Raw genomic sequence first — 12,677 nt, 5'->3', positions numbered from 1 at the left:
CATGACACGGGTCAAGGAGTTCAACCTGCCCGACCTGGGCGAGGGCCTGACCGAGGGCGAAATCCTCGCCTGGCTGGTCAAGGTGGGCGACGACATCGAGCTGAACCAGCCGATCGTCGAGGTGGAGACCGCCAAGGCGGCGGTCGAGATCCCGGCGAAGTGGGCCGGCCGGGTGCAGGCGCTCTTCCACCCGGAGGGCGCCACGGTCGAGGTCGGCGTGCCGATCATCGCGATCGACACCGACCCGAACGCCGGGCCGCTGGAGCAGTCGACGACAGGTGCGCCGACGGAGGTGCTGCCGACCCCGTCGGCCGCATCGCTGGCGGCGGTGGAGGTAGCGCCCGCCGAGGGCATGGTGGAGCCGGGCCTGATCGGCGGCGCCGCCCCGGGTGGGCGTACCGCCGTCCTGGTCGGCTACGGCCCGCGCAACGCGCCGGCCAAGCGCCGGCCGCGCAAGGGCGGCTCTCCCGCCCCGGCCGCTCCGATCCAGGCCGCGCCGATGGTCCCGACACCGGCCGCGCCCGCACCGGCCGCGCCCGCACCGGCGGCGGCGAACGGCAACGGCCGGGTCGGCGGGCCGGTGCTGGCCAAGCCGCCGGTCCGCAAGCTCGCCAAGGACCTCGGGGTCGACCTGGCCACGCTCACCGGTTCCGGTCCGCTGGGCTCGATCACCCGCGACGACGTACAGCGGGCGGCGAGCGGGACCCCGGCGGCGGCCGAGCCGCTGACGGTCGCGGCCCCGGCCGCGTCGGCGGCGAGCTTCGGGGCGGACCGCGAGCAGCGCATCCCGGTGAAGGGGGTACGCAAACTCACCGCGGAGAACATGGCCCGCTCGGCGTTCACCGCGCCGCACGTGACGGAGTTCCTGACCGTCGACGTGACCCGGGCGATGAAGGCGTTGGACCGGCTCCGGGACCGTCGCGAGTGGCGCGACGTGCGGGTCTCGCCGTTGCTGCTGGTCGCGAAGGCGGTGCTGCTGGCGGTCAAGCGGCACCCGATGGTCAACTCGACCTGGGCCGGCGACGAGATCGTGGTGAAGGAGTACGTCAATCTCGGCATCGCGGCGGCCACCGAGCGCGGCCTGATCGTGCCGAACATCAAGGACGCCGGCCGGCTCACGTTGCGCGAGCTGGCGGACGCGATGACCGGCCTGGTGCAGACCGCGAAGTCGGGGAAGACCTCCCCGGCGGACATGTCCGGCGGCACGCTCACCATCACCAACGTCGGCGTCTTCGGCGTGGACACCGGTACGCCGATCCTGCCCCCGGGCGAGTCGGCGATCCTCGCCTTCGGCGCGGTACGCCAGCAGCCGTGGGTGCACAAGGGCAAGGTGAAGCCGCGTCTGGTCACCACGCTCGGGCTCTCCTTCGACCACCGGATCGTCGACGGTGAGCTGGGTTCGAAGTTCCTGCGCGACGTGGGGGACTTCCTGGCCGACCCGGAGGCGGCGCTGCTCGCCTGGACCTGACGTACCACCGCTCCGGCAACGGCCGGTGTGCCACGGGTGAACGCCCGGCACACCGGCCGCTGCCGTTGCATCGTCGGCCGTCCCGCCGTTCAGCCTACGATCCTTAGGCAGGTGGCTCAGCTCACCTTATAATCGATGGCATTCGGCCGCGATCTGCGCTTCAATAGACACATCAAGGGGCTGACAACCGAATAGCCAGGAGGAGAGACCCAAGATGAGCATGATCGAGCGAATCCGCACCCGCCGCGACGCCAACCGCCGGGCCCGTGCCATCGAGCACGCCCTGCGTTCCGCCAACTCGCCCGCGGTCCGGGAAGAGCTTCTCGCCATCGCCCAGCGTCACCTCAGCTGACGCCACCGACCTTCCTCACCTCCTCCAGTTCGAAGACCCGTCCGGCACGCCGGGCGGGTCTTCGGCGTTCCGCGCCGCCCGGCACCGGGATTCCACCTCGCCGCACCGCCCGGTACGGTTGGCACGGTCGCCAATCGACTGTCTTCGGACCGACGTGGAAAGTGAAACTCATCGACGTCGCCCGGTGACTTTCGGTGACGGCAGAGGCTCCCCCAAGCGCCCCCGGGCGGCCACCGGATACGGTGCGGGGAGCCCGCACGGCCGGTACCCGCCGGCGACGCGGCAGCCATGCCGACGGCTCCCGACCGGCATCGGCGGCCGACCTGTGATGGAGGAGGCGCACCCATGACGTCCGAGGCTCCGCACCGCCCCGGCCAGGAGCCGGGCGAGGTGTCGCCGGGCACCGGCGGACCGGTGCCGTACGGCGATCAGCCGGCGCAGCAGGACAACGGGTACAACGGCACGCCCGACCTCGGCTGGGCACCGCCCCCGCCGCCCGGACGCCCCGCCCCGTCGGCGCCGGCCTGGGCCGACGACCAGCCACCCGCCTGGGCGCCGCCCGCGGGTCAGCAGATCACCGGTCGAGCGACCGCACAGGTGCCGCCGCCCGCCGACCAGGGCGGTCGTGCCCAACAGCCCGCCTGGGCCGCTCCCGAGCCGGGCGCACCGGCCTGGGCCGCCCCCGGGCAGGCCGGGCCCGCCTGGGCCCCGGCCGAACAGACCAGCCCGGACCGGGCCGCCGAACCGGCACCGCCGGCCTGGGCCGCCACGCCTCCGAACAGCCCCGCCGAACCCACGCCCCCCGCCTGGGCAGCCGAGCCGAACCGCCCCGCCTGGGGCGGCGGCCCGTCCGGCGAGCAGCCGGCCTGGGCACAGCCCGGCGACGCGCGCGACACCGGTTACGTCCCGGCGCCGGCCACCGTCCCGAACGAGTCCTGGGTCACCCCCGCCGGCCCGGACGACCCCGGCCGGTCCGGAGGTTTCGCTCCCGCCGCGCAGCAGGGCGACGACGCCGGCCACTCCGGCGGCTGGACCGTCGGCGCGCAGCCGGACGACCCGGGCCGCTCCGGCGGCTGGACCCCGCGCGACGAGCAGCCCGGCGCGCAGCCGGACGACGCCAACCGCTCCGGCGGCTGGACCCCGCGCGACACCCAGCCGGCCTGGGCTCCGCCCGGCCAGCAGACCGGCGCCACGTGGCCGCCGGCCGAGCCACCCGCCCGGGCCGCCGCCAAGGTCGCCGTGCCCGGCGCCGTCCGGCCGGACCAGACGTGGTCCACTCCGGAGCAGTCCGACCAGGACACCCGCTCCGCCGGGCCCGAGGACGACGCGCACCGCTCCGGCGGTTGGAGCCGGGCCGGCGGACCACAGCACGACGACCCGCCACGCTCCGCCGACTGGCCCGCTCCGCCGGCCGACAACCGGGCCGGCGGCTGGGACGAGTCCACCCGGGACGACGACCCGGACCGCTCCGGCGGCTGGCCGGCGGGCGGGCGCGCGCCCGCCCTGGCGGAGACGCCGCAGCCGGGCGGCTGGGCGCAGTCGGAGCAGCCGCCGTCGGGTGGCTGGGCTCAGTCGGAGCAGCCGCAGCCGGGTGGCTGGAACGACGCCCCGGCCCTGCCGCAGCGGGGGACCGGCGAGCAGCCCGGCGGCTGGAGCGGCGGCGCGGCCGTGCCGCCGCAGCGGGAGCCCGAGCGGCCGACGGACGACCCGGCGCAGCCCGGCTGGGGCTCCGCCGCCGCGCCCGAGGCACCGGCCCGGGCCAGCGCCTCGGTGCCGACGCCGGACGCGCCGTCCGGTTGGGGCGCCAACCCCGACGAGCGGGCACCCGAGCGTCCGGCCCTGCCGGACGCCGAGCCCTGGTCCCCCGCCGAGGCGTGGGGTCGCGCCGACGAGGCCGCCCCGGCACCGTCGCGCGGCTGGCAGCCCGCCGAGGACGGCCCGGCCTACCAGCCCGCGCCCGGCATCTCCCCCGGCAACGTGGTGCCGCTGCCCGCGCAGAGCCAGCGGGTGCCGGGCGCCGCCCTGGCCGCCTCGCCGCCCGCCGACCACCCGGCCGCCGCGCAGTTCACGCCGGCCGAGCACGAGCCGGAGCGCGGTGACGCCGGCTGGGGCGCCGCCCGACCCGAGCCCGACGAGCCGCACTCGCCGGACGGCCCGGCCATTCCCGGCCCGCGTACGTCGCCCGAGGCGAGCGCGTCCGGCGCGGTCTCGGCGAGCGCGTCGGTGCCGGTGGCCAGCCGGGTCAGCCCGCCCTCCGACCAGCCGGTGCGTCCCACCGGCACCCCGACGCCCCAGCCCCGGGTATACGGCCGGCCGGCCCGCCCGGAGCCCGAGGACGCGGCCGGCCCGGACGAGGCACCTGGCTACCCCGGCCAGGACGGTCCGTCCGCCTTCGCCGGGCCGCAGTCAGGATCGGACGACGCACCCGGCTACCCAGGCCCGTCGTCGCGGCCGGACGACGCATCCGGCTACTCCCGGCCGGACAGCCCGCACGGCTACCCGGGACCGCAGTCCCGGCCCGACGGCCCGCCCGGCTATCCCGGCCAGGACGGCCCGCCCGGCTATCCCGGCCCGGCCAGTCCGTCCGCCTTCGCCGGGCCGCAGTCAGGATCGGACGACGCACCCGGCTACCCGCCGTCGCGGTCCGGCGAGGACGACCCGCGCGGGTACGGCGACGCGCCGTCCTCGCCGGCCGGCCCGTCGCCGTTCCCGGTCGGCGTGCCGTCGTTCGTGGACCCGCCCGGCAACAACCGCCCCGCCAACGGCGTACACCCGCACGACGGCGAGCAGCCCGGCGGGCCGCGCGACCCGTTCGGCGGCCCCGGCGGCCAGCCGAGCGCGTTCGGCGGCCCCGGCGGTCAACCGGGCACCTACGGCAGCCCGGCTGGCCACCCGGACGCGTTCCCCGGTCCCGGCGGTCGTCCCGAGCCGTTCGGCGGCCAGCCGGACCCGTTCGGTGCGCCGGCCGCCGGTGGGCGCGCCTCGGTAGCCGTGCCGGGTCAGGGTGAGCCGGGTGGCTTCCCGCCGCCCCGGCAGGCCCCACCGGCGTGGTCGTCCGACGACGACCCGGCCGATGACTCGGCGCAGGGCCGGTTCGACGCGTTCAAGCCGGAGGCCGAGCCGCAGACCGAGGCGCCGGCGCCGAAGGTCCGCAACGGCCGGGTGCTGGCCGCCGTGCTGGTCGCGGCCGTGCTCATCCTCGCCGTGCCGCTCGGCCTGCTCATGCTGCTCGGCAAGATCGACGGCGGTGACAAGCCGTCGGGCTTCGACCCGGCGGTCGGCACCTGCATCAAGCAGTCCGGCGAGAGCGCCGTCGCCACGGACTGCGGGCAGCCGGGCGCGTTCACCGTGGTGTCGAAGGTGGACAACAAGGACAAGTGCGCCGACCTGTCCCAGCCCACAGTCGTCCTCCAGGGCGGCGGCACCAACCGGGTGCTCTGCCTGAAGCCGTCCGGCCAGTAACGCTCAACGCGAAGCGCCCGTCCCCGTTCGGGGGCGGGCGCTTCGCGCTGCGGTGTGCGGTTGGTCAGCCGCGCTCGGCGACCTGGGCGACGAACGCCCGCCAGGACGCCGGCTCGAAGGCGAGTGCCGGACCGGACGGGTCCTTGCTGTCCCGCACGCCGACGACGCCGGGGAGGTTGTCGGCCACCTCCACGCAGGCCCCCTGGTTGCTGCCGCTTGCCGTGTCGTCAGCTCTCCGTGCGGCTGATTGACGGTGGTGCTGGTGCTGACCGTGCGACAATGGGCGGCGGTGTGGGGTGCAGGAGGTGGGTCGTGATGTCGAGCAGCGCCGAGCGGATGCCCGAGTGGCCGACCGCTGAGCATGTGCCGGTGCAGGAGTTGGCCCGCCGGCAGGGTGTGCAGCCGGTCGCCTCCATTGACGACCTGGCCCGGCCGGGCCTGTTCGAGTCCGACGAAGAGTTGGACGACTTCCTCGCCGACCTGTACGCCTCTCGGCGGGCCAGCGCCGCGTGAGCCTGGTCGTCCTGGATACCGACGTCGCGTCGGCGATCCTGCGTGGTCGTCTGCCTGACCGGCTTCGTGCCCGGCTGGCCGGTAAGACCTTGTGCATCACGTTCGTCACGCTTGGCGAGCTGACCAAGTGGACCGTGCTGCGGAGCTGGGGGCCGCGCAAGCTGGCTGACCTCGCGCAGTGGCGATCCGGCGTGGTCCTGCTGCCCTTCGACGAGGCGGTAGCGACGACCTGGGGTCAGCTTCAGGCGCGGGCACAGCACCGAGGGCGGGCGGCCCCGGCCGACGAATGACTCCTGGATCGCGGCCTGCTGCCTGGTCGACCGGCTACCGCTGGCGACCTTCAACGGCAAGGACTACGCCGACTTCGCCGAGTACGACGGCCTGCGCCTGTTCGACGTCTCGTAGCCTCACGGCCGCGCCCGCCGCGCTGAGCGCCGCCCTATCGACCCGGCGGACGTCTTCGGCGACGGCGTGACAGGCTGGCGTTCATGGCAACCTCATCCCGCGTCCGCGCGCCCGAACTACGAGGCCGCGCCTGGCTGAACACCGGCGGACGAAACATGACATTGCGGGACCTGAGAGGTCGTTGCGTCATCCTGGATTTCTGGACCTTCTGCTGCATCAACTGCCTGCACGTGCTCGACGAGCTGCGTCCGCTTGAGGAGAAGTACGGCGACGTGCTTGTGGTGATCGGCGTGCACTCGCCGAAGTTCGAGCACGAGAAGGACCCGGACGCGCTGGCCGCGGCCGTCGAGCGGTACGGCGTGCACCACCCGGTGCTCGACGACCCCGAGATGGACATGTGGCAGCAGTACGCGGCGAAGGCCTGGCCGACCCTCTCGGTGATCGACCCCGAGGGGTACGTGGTCGCCACCATGGCCGGCGAGGGACACGCCGAGGGGCTGGCCCGGCTCATCGACGACCTGATCGCCACGCACGAGGCGAAGGGCACGCTGCACCGGGGCGAGGGCCCGTACGTCCCGCCGCCCCTGCCGGAGACGGCGCTGCGCTTTCCCGGCAAGGCCGTCCCGCTCGACGGCGGCAACCTGCTGGTCTCCGACTCGGCCCGGCACTCCCTGGTCGAGCTGGCGCCGGACGGGGAGACGGTGGTCCGCCGGATCGGTGCGGGCGGCCGGGGCCGGACGGACGGCCCGGCGACCGGCGCCACCTTCGCCGAGCCGCAGGGGCTCTGCCTGCTGCCGCCGCACGTGGCCGAGGTCGCCGGTTACGACCTGGTCGTCGCGGACACGGTCAACCACCTGCTGCGCGGCGTACGGCTGTCCTCGGGCGAGGTGGTCACGGTGGCCGGCACGGGGCGGCAGTGGCGCTCGACCGTCGACGACCACGCGCACGACGCGCGTGCGGTCGACCTCTCCTCCCCGTGGGACGTGGCCTGGTACGACGACCGGGTGATCGTGGCGATGGCCGGCATCCACCAGCTCTGGTGGTTCGACCCGATCCGGCGGACCGCCGGCATGTACGCCGGCACCACGGTCGAGGCGCTGCGTGACGGCCCGCTGCCGGACGTCTGGATGGCGCAGCCCTCCGGGCTGTCGGTCTCGGCCGACGGTTCCCGGCTGTGGGTCGCCGACAGTGAGACGAGTGCGATCCGCTGGGTGGCCGACGGCGTGATGCACACCGCCGTCGGTCAGGGCCTGTTCGACTTCGGGCACGTGGACGGCCCGGCCGACCAGGCGTTGCTCCAGCACCCGCTGGGCGTGTGCGCGCTGCCGGACGGCTCGGTGCTGATCGCGGACACGTACAACGGCGCGGTGCGCCGCTTCGACCCGGCGACCGGGCAGGTCGGCACCGTGGCCGACGGGTTGGCCGAGCCGAGCGACCTGGTGGTGACCGCCGCGGGCGAGGTGCTTGTGGTCGAGTCGGCCGCGCACCGGTTGACCCGGCTGGCGCCCGGGGCGCTGACCGCGGCCGGCGCGAACACGGTGGCGGGTCCGCGGCTGCGGCTGGAGCGCAAGCCCACCGACGTGGCCGCCGGGGAGCTGACGCTTGAGGTGATCTTCACGCCGGCGCCGGGGCAGAAGCTCGACGACACGTACGGGCCGTCGACCCGGCTGGTGGTCTCGGCGTCCCCGGCGGAGCTGCTGGTCGAGGGCGCCGGCACGACCACCGACCTGTCCCGCCGGCTGGTGGTCGACGGCGACGTGGCGCAGGGGGTGTTGCAGGTGACCGCCCAGGCGGCGACCTGCGACGCCGACGTCGAGCACGCCGCCTGCCACCTGACCCGGCAGGACTGGGGCGTGCCCGTCCGGGTGGTCGACGGCGGCGCCACCCGCCTCCCCCTGGTGCTGCGCGGCCTGGACGAGGCGTGAGCGCGAGGTGTTAATAGGGGCCCCCGCCTATGCAGAATGCGTTAAGCGGGGCCCCCTCCTTTCACGCGAACGGAGTGAGCGTGACGCCGGCGTCGACGAGCGCCGCCCGCACCAGCTCCGCGCTGCGCACCGCGCCGGGCGTGTCCCCGTGCAGGCAGATCGAATCCACCGGGCACGGAACCACGCTGCCGTCGACCGCGACCACGGTCCGTTCGACGGCCATCCGGACCGCCTGCGCGGCCACCTGGTCGGGGTCGGTGACAAGCGCGTTCGCGGCGCTGCGTGGCACCAGCGCGCCGGTGGGCAGGTAGTTGCGGTCGGCGAAGCCCTCGGCCACCACCCGCAGGCCGGCGCCGGCGGCGAGTTGGGCGAGCACGGTGCCGGGCTGGCAGAGCACCGGCAGCTCGTGGTCGTACCCACTGATCGCCGCCACCAGCGCGGCGGCCTGCGCCTGGTCGCAGGCGGCGGCGTGGTAGAGCGCGCCGTGCGGTTTCAGGTAGCGCACCCGGGTGCGGTAGAGCCGGCAGAAGGCGTCGAGCGCCCCGAGCTGGTAGATGGTCTCGTCGCGCAGCTCGGCGAAGTCGTAGGCGATGTGCCGCCGGCCGAACCCGGCGAGGTCCCGGTAGCCGACCTGGGCGCCGATCGCGACGCCGCGTTCGGCGGCGGCGGCGCAGACCCGGTGCATGGTGGGCGCGTCACCGGCGTGGAAGCCGCAGGCCACGTTGGCGGAGCTGATCAGCCCGAGCAGCGCCTCGTCGTCGCCGAGCCGCCAGCTCCCGAATCCTTCGCCGAGGTCAGCGTTGAGGTCCATGGAACCTCACCGTAGTGCCTGGGCGGGCCTGGGCGAGCGGCGCCACGTCCCGCACGACCGCGATCACCGGGTAGCCGCCGGTGGTGGGGTGGTCGGCCAGGAAGACAAGTGGTTGGCCGTCCGGCGGGACCTGCACCGCGCCGAGCACCAGGCCCTCGCTGGGGAGTTCGCCGGCGACCGCGCGGGGCAGGGCGGCGCCGGCCAGCCGCGCGCCGACCCGGTTGCTGTCCGGGGCGACGGTGTACGCGGCGCGGCGCAGCAGGTCGAGCGCGGCCGGGGTGAACCAGTCCTGCCGGGGGCCGGGTTCGACATCCAGCCGCAGCTCGGTGGGCACGGGCCGGGTGACGGTGAGGTCCACCGGCGCCGGCGGGCCGCTGGGGGTGCCCAGGGTCAGCCGGTCCCCGTCGCGTAGCGGCGGCGGGCCGAGCCCGGAGAGCGTGTCGGTGGACCGGCTGCCGAGCACCGGTTCGACCGCGATCCCGCCGCTGACCGCCAGCCAGGTACGCACCCCGGCGCGGGCCGGACCGACCCGCAGGACCGCACCGGCCGGCAGCGACAGGGGTCGCCCCACGTCCCCGGGCCGTTGCCCGACCTGCACGTCGGCCGGGGCACCGGTGAGCGCGACGGTGACCGCCCGGGTGAGGCGCAGCGCGCAGCCGGTCAGGGTGATCTCCAGGCCGGCGGCGTGTTCCGGGTTGCCGACGAGCCGGTTGGCCAGGCGCAGGGCGGCCGGGTCGAGCGCGCCGGAGCGGGGCACGCCGAGGTGGGCCCAGCCGGGTCGGCCCTGGTCCTGCACGGTGGTGAGCGCGCCGGCCCGCAGCACTTCGATCATGACGGCTCCACCAGCCGGACCCGGGTGCCGGGGACGAGCCGGGCCGGTGGGTCGGCGCGCACGTCGAAGAGGGGCATCTCGGTGCGCCCGACCAGCAGCCAGCCGCCGGGCGACGCGGCGGGGTAGATGCCCGCGTACGGGCCGGCGAGCGCGACCGAGCCGGCCGGCACCCGGGTACGCGGGGTGGCGAGCCGTGGCACGGCCAGCTCCGGCGGCAGCCCGGTGAGGTACGCGAAGCCTGGTGCGAAGCCGCAGAACGCGACCCGGAACTCGGTGCGCCGCAGTCGCTCGACCACGGCCGGCACGTCGACGCCCCAGTGGTCGGCGACGGCGGGCAGGTCCGCACCGTCGTACACGGTGGGCACCCGGACCTCGGCGGCGTCGGTGCCGGCCAGGGTGCTTCGGGGGTGCCAGCCGGCGATCCGCGCGGCGGTGGCGGCGGGGTCGGGCACGCCGTCGAGCAGCACGGTGACCGCGGCCGGGACGATGTCCTCGGCGGTCAGTTCGCCGGCGGCCCGGCGTCGCCACAGCTCGGCGCGCCACGCCTCGACCTGGTCGGGGTCGTCGCAGTCGAGCAGCAGGGCGTGTGCCCCGACGGGCTGGATCCGCATCCGGTCATCCTCGCGTCAGCGGACGTGACGGTCCACACTACTTGCAAGTAACCTACGGTGTCGTAACCTGTTGAGGTGACCACCTCCGCACCGCTCCGGCTCCGGCCGGTCGACATCGGAAAGCCGCGGATGCGCGGCTGGCTCCACGCGTACGCGTTCTTCGCCGCGCTCGTCTGCGGCATCGTGCTGTGCTCCGTCGCCGCCACCCGCCCCGGCTGGGCGCCGCTGGTGAGCTGCCTGATCTACAGCCTCACCGTGTGCGGGCTGTTCGGCACCAGCGCGCTCTACCACAGACGGGTCTGGTCCGAACGCGGCTACCAGATCATGCGCCGGATGGACCATTCGATGATCTTCGTGTTCATCGCCGGCACCTACACGCCGTTCTGCGTGCTGCTGCTGGACCCCCGGCACGCCACGGTCATGCTCAGCCTGGTGTGGGGCGGCGCGCTTGCCGGCGTCGCGGTCAAGATGATCTGGCCGCACGCGCCGCGCTGGGTCTCCGCCCCGCTCTACCTGGCGCTCGGCTGGGTGGCCGTGACCATGCTGCCGCAGATCCTGCACGGCGGCGGCGTCACCGCGCTCGTGCTGCTGAGCGTGGGCGGCGCGATCTACAGCGTGGGCGCGGTGTTCTACGCGCTGCGCCGGCCCAATCCCTGGCCCACCGTCTTCGGCCACCACGAGTTCTTCCACGCGTGCACGCTGCTCGCGGCGATCTGCCACCACATCGCGATCTACTTCGCGTTGTTCGCCTGACCCACCGCGCCCGACCCGCGGACGTACGTGAGCCGCCCCGCGCCGTTGGCCCGACCCCGGACGTACGCGGGCCCCGTCGTTGGCCCGACCCCGGACGTACGCGAGGGCCCCGCGCCGTTGCGGGGCCCTCGGGGTCTTGGGGGGGGATGGGTCAGACCGGGTAGCCCGAGCCCGGGCGGTGCACCTCGCGGTATTCCTCGCGCACGACCCGGTCGCCCTGCACCGGCACGACCGGCTCCGCGACGACCTGCTCGCGCACCGGCGCGGCGACCACGCGGCGACGGTTGTTCCAGAAGAAGAGCGTGGTGATCAGCCCGACGAGCCCGGCGAGCATGAGCACCCAGCCCACCACGTTGAGGTTCAGCCAACCCAGGTTCGCGTCGACGGCGAACGCGAAGATCGCGCCGACCGCGATGAGGAAGATGCTTGCACCGATGCCCATGACGTCGCCTCCTTGGCGTCCTGCTGGCGTTCCTGCCCGCCGCGGCCATGGATAGAGGTAGCGGCACACATCGACATACCCAGGCGGTTCGATCGCCAATCAGGCAAGCTGGGCGGATGACGGACGGCAGGAACGGACGGCGGACGCTTGTGCTGTTACGGCACGCCAAGGCCGAGCAGTCCCGCCAGGGCCCGGACGCGGAACGCCCGCTCACCGCCCGGGGTCACGCCGACGCGGCGGCGGCGGGCGCCTGGCTGGCCCGGCACGAGTTGCTGCCCGACGTGGTGCTCTGCTCGCCGGCCCGACGCACCCGCCAGACCTGGCACGGCGTGGCGCTCGGCATGACGGGCTCCCCGCCGGAGGGCGGTCCGGCGGGGTCGACACCTGTGGTGCGGTACGAGCCGACCGCGTACGACGCACACCCGGACGAGTTGCTGGAGCTGGTCCGGTCGGTCGACCCGGAAGCCGGCACGGTCCTGCTGATCGCCCACAATCCGGGCATCTCCCTGCTCTCGGCGCTGCTCGACCCCGAACGGGCCGATCCGGACGGCCTGCGCACCACAGACATCGTGGTGCACCACCCCGCCACCCCCTGGCCCGACGTCTCCCCCCACGCCCCCCTGACCGCCCGCCACACCCCCCGCGGTTGAGGTGTAAGGAGGGGGCCCCTTTTAACGCCTGCGGTATAGGCGGGGCCCCCTATTAACACCAGCCCGACTGGACGCGCGGCGTCAGCCCGGGTGGACGCGCGACGTCAGGACGGCGGGGCCGTCGGCGGCGGCGGGTCGGGTGGCGGCGGCATCATCGCGGTCGGGTGCGAGAGCCGGTTCTCCTCCACGATGAGGGTGCGGGCGCGCTTGCGGCGGTCCTGCCAGAACCACAGCGTGGTCAGCAGGACACCCAGCCCGGCCAGGATGAAGACCCAGCCGACCGCGCGCAGGTCGATCCACCAGACGTTGGCCCGGACGGCGAAGGTCATGATCGCGCCGAGCGCGATGAGAAAGATGGCGCTGCCAATGCCCATGTGCGCTGCACTCCCCCGTGCGATGGCCCTTGGGCGTACTCCGGTCGTGGTCCGCGACGGGTTACCCGCCCACCGGCCG

The 12,677-nt window shown here is 74.9% G+C and carries 14 protein-coding genes; 8 read left to right on the top strand and 6 right to left on the bottom strand.

Annotated elements, in window-relative coordinates; translation table 11 throughout:
• The first annotated feature begins 1 nt into the window (after position 1).
• The 3 genes from O7613_RS26390 to O7613_RS26380 all read left to right on the top strand — a co-directional run bounded on the left by O7613_RS26390 (position 2) and on the right by O7613_RS26380 (position 5,282).
• The gene (locus O7613_RS26390) at positions 2–1,468 is read left to right on the top strand and encodes a dihydrolipoamide acetyltransferase family protein (protein WP_281590591.1); all 1,467 of its coding nucleotides are present in this window, start codon (positions 2–4) and stop codon (positions 1,466–1,468) included.
• Between the two features lie 214 nt (positions 1,469–1,682).
• Positions 1,683–1,820 carry a hypothetical protein gene (locus tag O7613_RS26385; protein ID WP_176730560.1) on the top strand — a complete coding sequence of 46 codons (138 nt, stop codon included), beginning with the start codon at positions 1,683–1,685 and terminating at the stop codon, positions 1,818–1,820.
• A gap of 345 nt (positions 1,821–2,165) precedes the next feature.
• Positions 2,166–5,282: a hypothetical protein gene (locus O7613_RS26380; protein ID WP_282290574.1), complete on the top strand. Its 3,117-nt coding sequence runs from the start codon at positions 2,166–2,168 to the stop codon at positions 5,280–5,282.
• 64 nt (positions 5,283–5,346) lie between these two features.
• On the opposite strand, the gene O7613_RS26375 is transcribed toward O7613_RS26380, so the two are convergent.
• A complete protein-coding gene (locus O7613_RS26375; protein ID WP_282290573.1) occupies positions 5,347–5,562 on the bottom strand; it encodes a DUF397 domain-containing protein in 216 nt (71 codons plus the stop codon).
• Positions 5,563–5,597: 35 nt separating this feature from the next.
• On the opposite strand from O7613_RS26375, the gene O7613_RS26370 reads away from it, so the two are divergent.
• The 3 genes from O7613_RS26370 to O7613_RS26360 all read left to right on the top strand — a co-directional run bounded on the left by O7613_RS26370 (position 5,598) and on the right by O7613_RS26360 (position 8,125).
• A complete protein-coding gene (locus tag O7613_RS26370) occupies positions 5,598–5,795 on the top strand; it encodes a hypothetical protein (protein WP_281585694.1) in 198 nt (65 codons plus the stop codon).
• Positions 5,792–6,085, top strand: a complete 294-nt coding sequence (locus O7613_RS26365; protein WP_282290572.1) for a PIN domain-containing protein — start codon at positions 5,792–5,794, stop codon at positions 6,083–6,085. Before O7613_RS26370 ends, O7613_RS26365 begins: the two co-directional genes overlap by 4 nt.
• A 198-nt stretch (positions 6,086–6,283) precedes the next feature.
• Positions 6,284–8,125, top strand: a complete 1,842-nt coding sequence (locus O7613_RS26360; protein ID WP_282290571.1) for an NHL domain-containing thioredoxin family protein — start codon at positions 6,284–6,286, stop codon at positions 8,123–8,125.
• A gap of 61 nt (positions 8,126–8,186) precedes the next feature.
• Here the strand turns inward: O7613_RS26360 and O7613_RS26355 are convergent, their stop codons facing one another.
• From O7613_RS26355 to O7613_RS26345, 3 genes are read right to left on the bottom strand one after another with little or no spacing between them, the layout of a single operon-like run.
• The gene (locus O7613_RS26355) at positions 8,187–8,936 is read right to left on the bottom strand and encodes a 5-oxoprolinase subunit PxpA (protein ID WP_282290570.1); all 750 of its coding nucleotides are present in this window, start codon (positions 8,934–8,936) and stop codon (positions 8,187–8,189) included.
• Positions 8,920–9,768, bottom strand: coding sequence for a biotin-dependent carboxyltransferase family protein (locus tag O7613_RS26350; RefSeq protein ID WP_281585698.1), 849 nt, complete (start codon positions 9,766–9,768; stop codon positions 8,920–8,922). Before O7613_RS26350 ends, O7613_RS26355 begins: the two co-directional genes overlap by 17 nt.
• Positions 9,765–10,379 (bottom strand): allophanate hydrolase subunit 1, encoded by a 615-nt coding sequence (locus O7613_RS26345; protein WP_282290569.1) that lies wholly within the window; start codon positions 10,377–10,379, stop codon positions 9,765–9,767. Before O7613_RS26345 ends, O7613_RS26350 begins: the two co-directional genes overlap by 4 nt.
• A gap of 75 nt (positions 10,380–10,454) precedes the next feature.
• Here O7613_RS26345 and O7613_RS26340 point away from each other — a divergent pair, with 75 nt between their 5' ends.
• A complete protein-coding gene (locus O7613_RS26340) occupies positions 10,455–11,132 on the top strand; it encodes a hemolysin III family protein (protein ID WP_281585700.1) in 678 nt (225 codons plus the stop codon).
• Between the two features lie 151 nt (positions 11,133–11,283).
• On the opposite strand, the gene O7613_RS26335 is transcribed toward O7613_RS26340, so the two are convergent.
• A complete protein-coding gene (locus O7613_RS26335) occupies positions 11,284–11,574 on the bottom strand; it encodes a DUF6458 family protein (RefSeq protein WP_281585701.1) in 291 nt (96 codons plus the stop codon).
• A 116-nt stretch (positions 11,575–11,690) separates the two neighbouring features.
• Here O7613_RS26335 and O7613_RS26330 point away from each other — a divergent pair, with 116 nt between their 5' ends.
• The gene (locus O7613_RS26330) at positions 11,691–12,224 is read left to right on the top strand and encodes a histidine phosphatase family protein (protein ID WP_282290566.1); all 534 of its coding nucleotides are present in this window, start codon (positions 11,691–11,693) and stop codon (positions 12,222–12,224) included.
• Positions 12,225–12,328: 104 nt separating this feature from the next.
• Here the strand turns inward: O7613_RS26330 and O7613_RS26325 are convergent, their stop codons facing one another.
• Positions 12,329–12,598, bottom strand: a complete 270-nt coding sequence (locus O7613_RS26325; protein ID WP_281585703.1) for a DUF6458 family protein — start codon at positions 12,596–12,598, stop codon at positions 12,329–12,331.
• Positions 12,599–12,677: the final 79 nt, after the last annotated feature.

The sequence above is a fragment of the Micromonospora sp. WMMD975 genome (genome assembly GCF_029581215.1).
In the GTDB taxonomy this organism is placed as follows: Bacteria; Actinomycetota; Actinomycetes; order Mycobacteriales; family Micromonosporaceae; genus Micromonospora.
This window is presented reverse-complemented; position numbering and strand designations above follow the sequence as displayed.

Excerpts from the sequence above, each read along its gene's own strand:
- O7613_RS26380 (WP_282290574.1), top strand. The coding sequence starts at position 2,166 with ATGACGTCCGAGGCTCCGCACCGCCCCGGCCAGGAGCCGGGCGAGGTG.
- O7613_RS26335 (WP_281585701.1), bottom strand. The coding sequence starts at position 11,574 with ATGGGCATCGGTGCAAGCATCTTCCTCATCGCGGTCGGCGCGATCTTC.
- O7613_RS26355 (WP_282290570.1), bottom strand. The coding sequence starts at position 8,936 with ATGGACCTCAACGCTGACCTCGGCGAAGGATTCGGGAGCTGGCGGCTC.
- O7613_RS26385 (WP_176730560.1), top strand. The coding sequence starts at position 1,683 with ATGAGCATGATCGAGCGAATCCGCACCCGCCGCGACGCCAACCGCCGG.
- O7613_RS26360 (WP_282290571.1), top strand. The coding sequence starts at position 6,284 with ATGGCAACCTCATCCCGCGTCCGCGCGCCCGAACTACGAGGCCGCGCC.
- O7613_RS26390 (WP_281590591.1), top strand. The coding sequence starts at position 2 with ATGACACGGGTCAAGGAGTTCAACCTGCCCGACCTGGGCGAGGGCCTG.
- O7613_RS26370 (WP_281585694.1), top strand. The coding sequence starts at position 5,598 with ATGTCGAGCAGCGCCGAGCGGATGCCCGAGTGGCCGACCGCTGAGCAT.
- O7613_RS26330 (WP_282290566.1), top strand. The coding sequence starts at position 11,691 with ATGACGGACGGCAGGAACGGACGGCGGACGCTTGTGCTGTTACGGCAC.
- O7613_RS26345 (WP_282290569.1), bottom strand. The coding sequence starts at position 10,379 with ATGCGGATCCAGCCCGTCGGGGCACACGCCCTGCTGCTCGACTGCGAC.
- O7613_RS26350 (WP_281585698.1), bottom strand. The coding sequence starts at position 9,768 with ATGATCGAAGTGCTGCGGGCCGGCGCGCTCACCACCGTGCAGGACCAG.
- O7613_RS26325 (WP_281585703.1), bottom strand. The coding sequence starts at position 12,598 with ATGGGCATTGGCAGCGCCATCTTTCTCATCGCGCTCGGCGCGATCATG.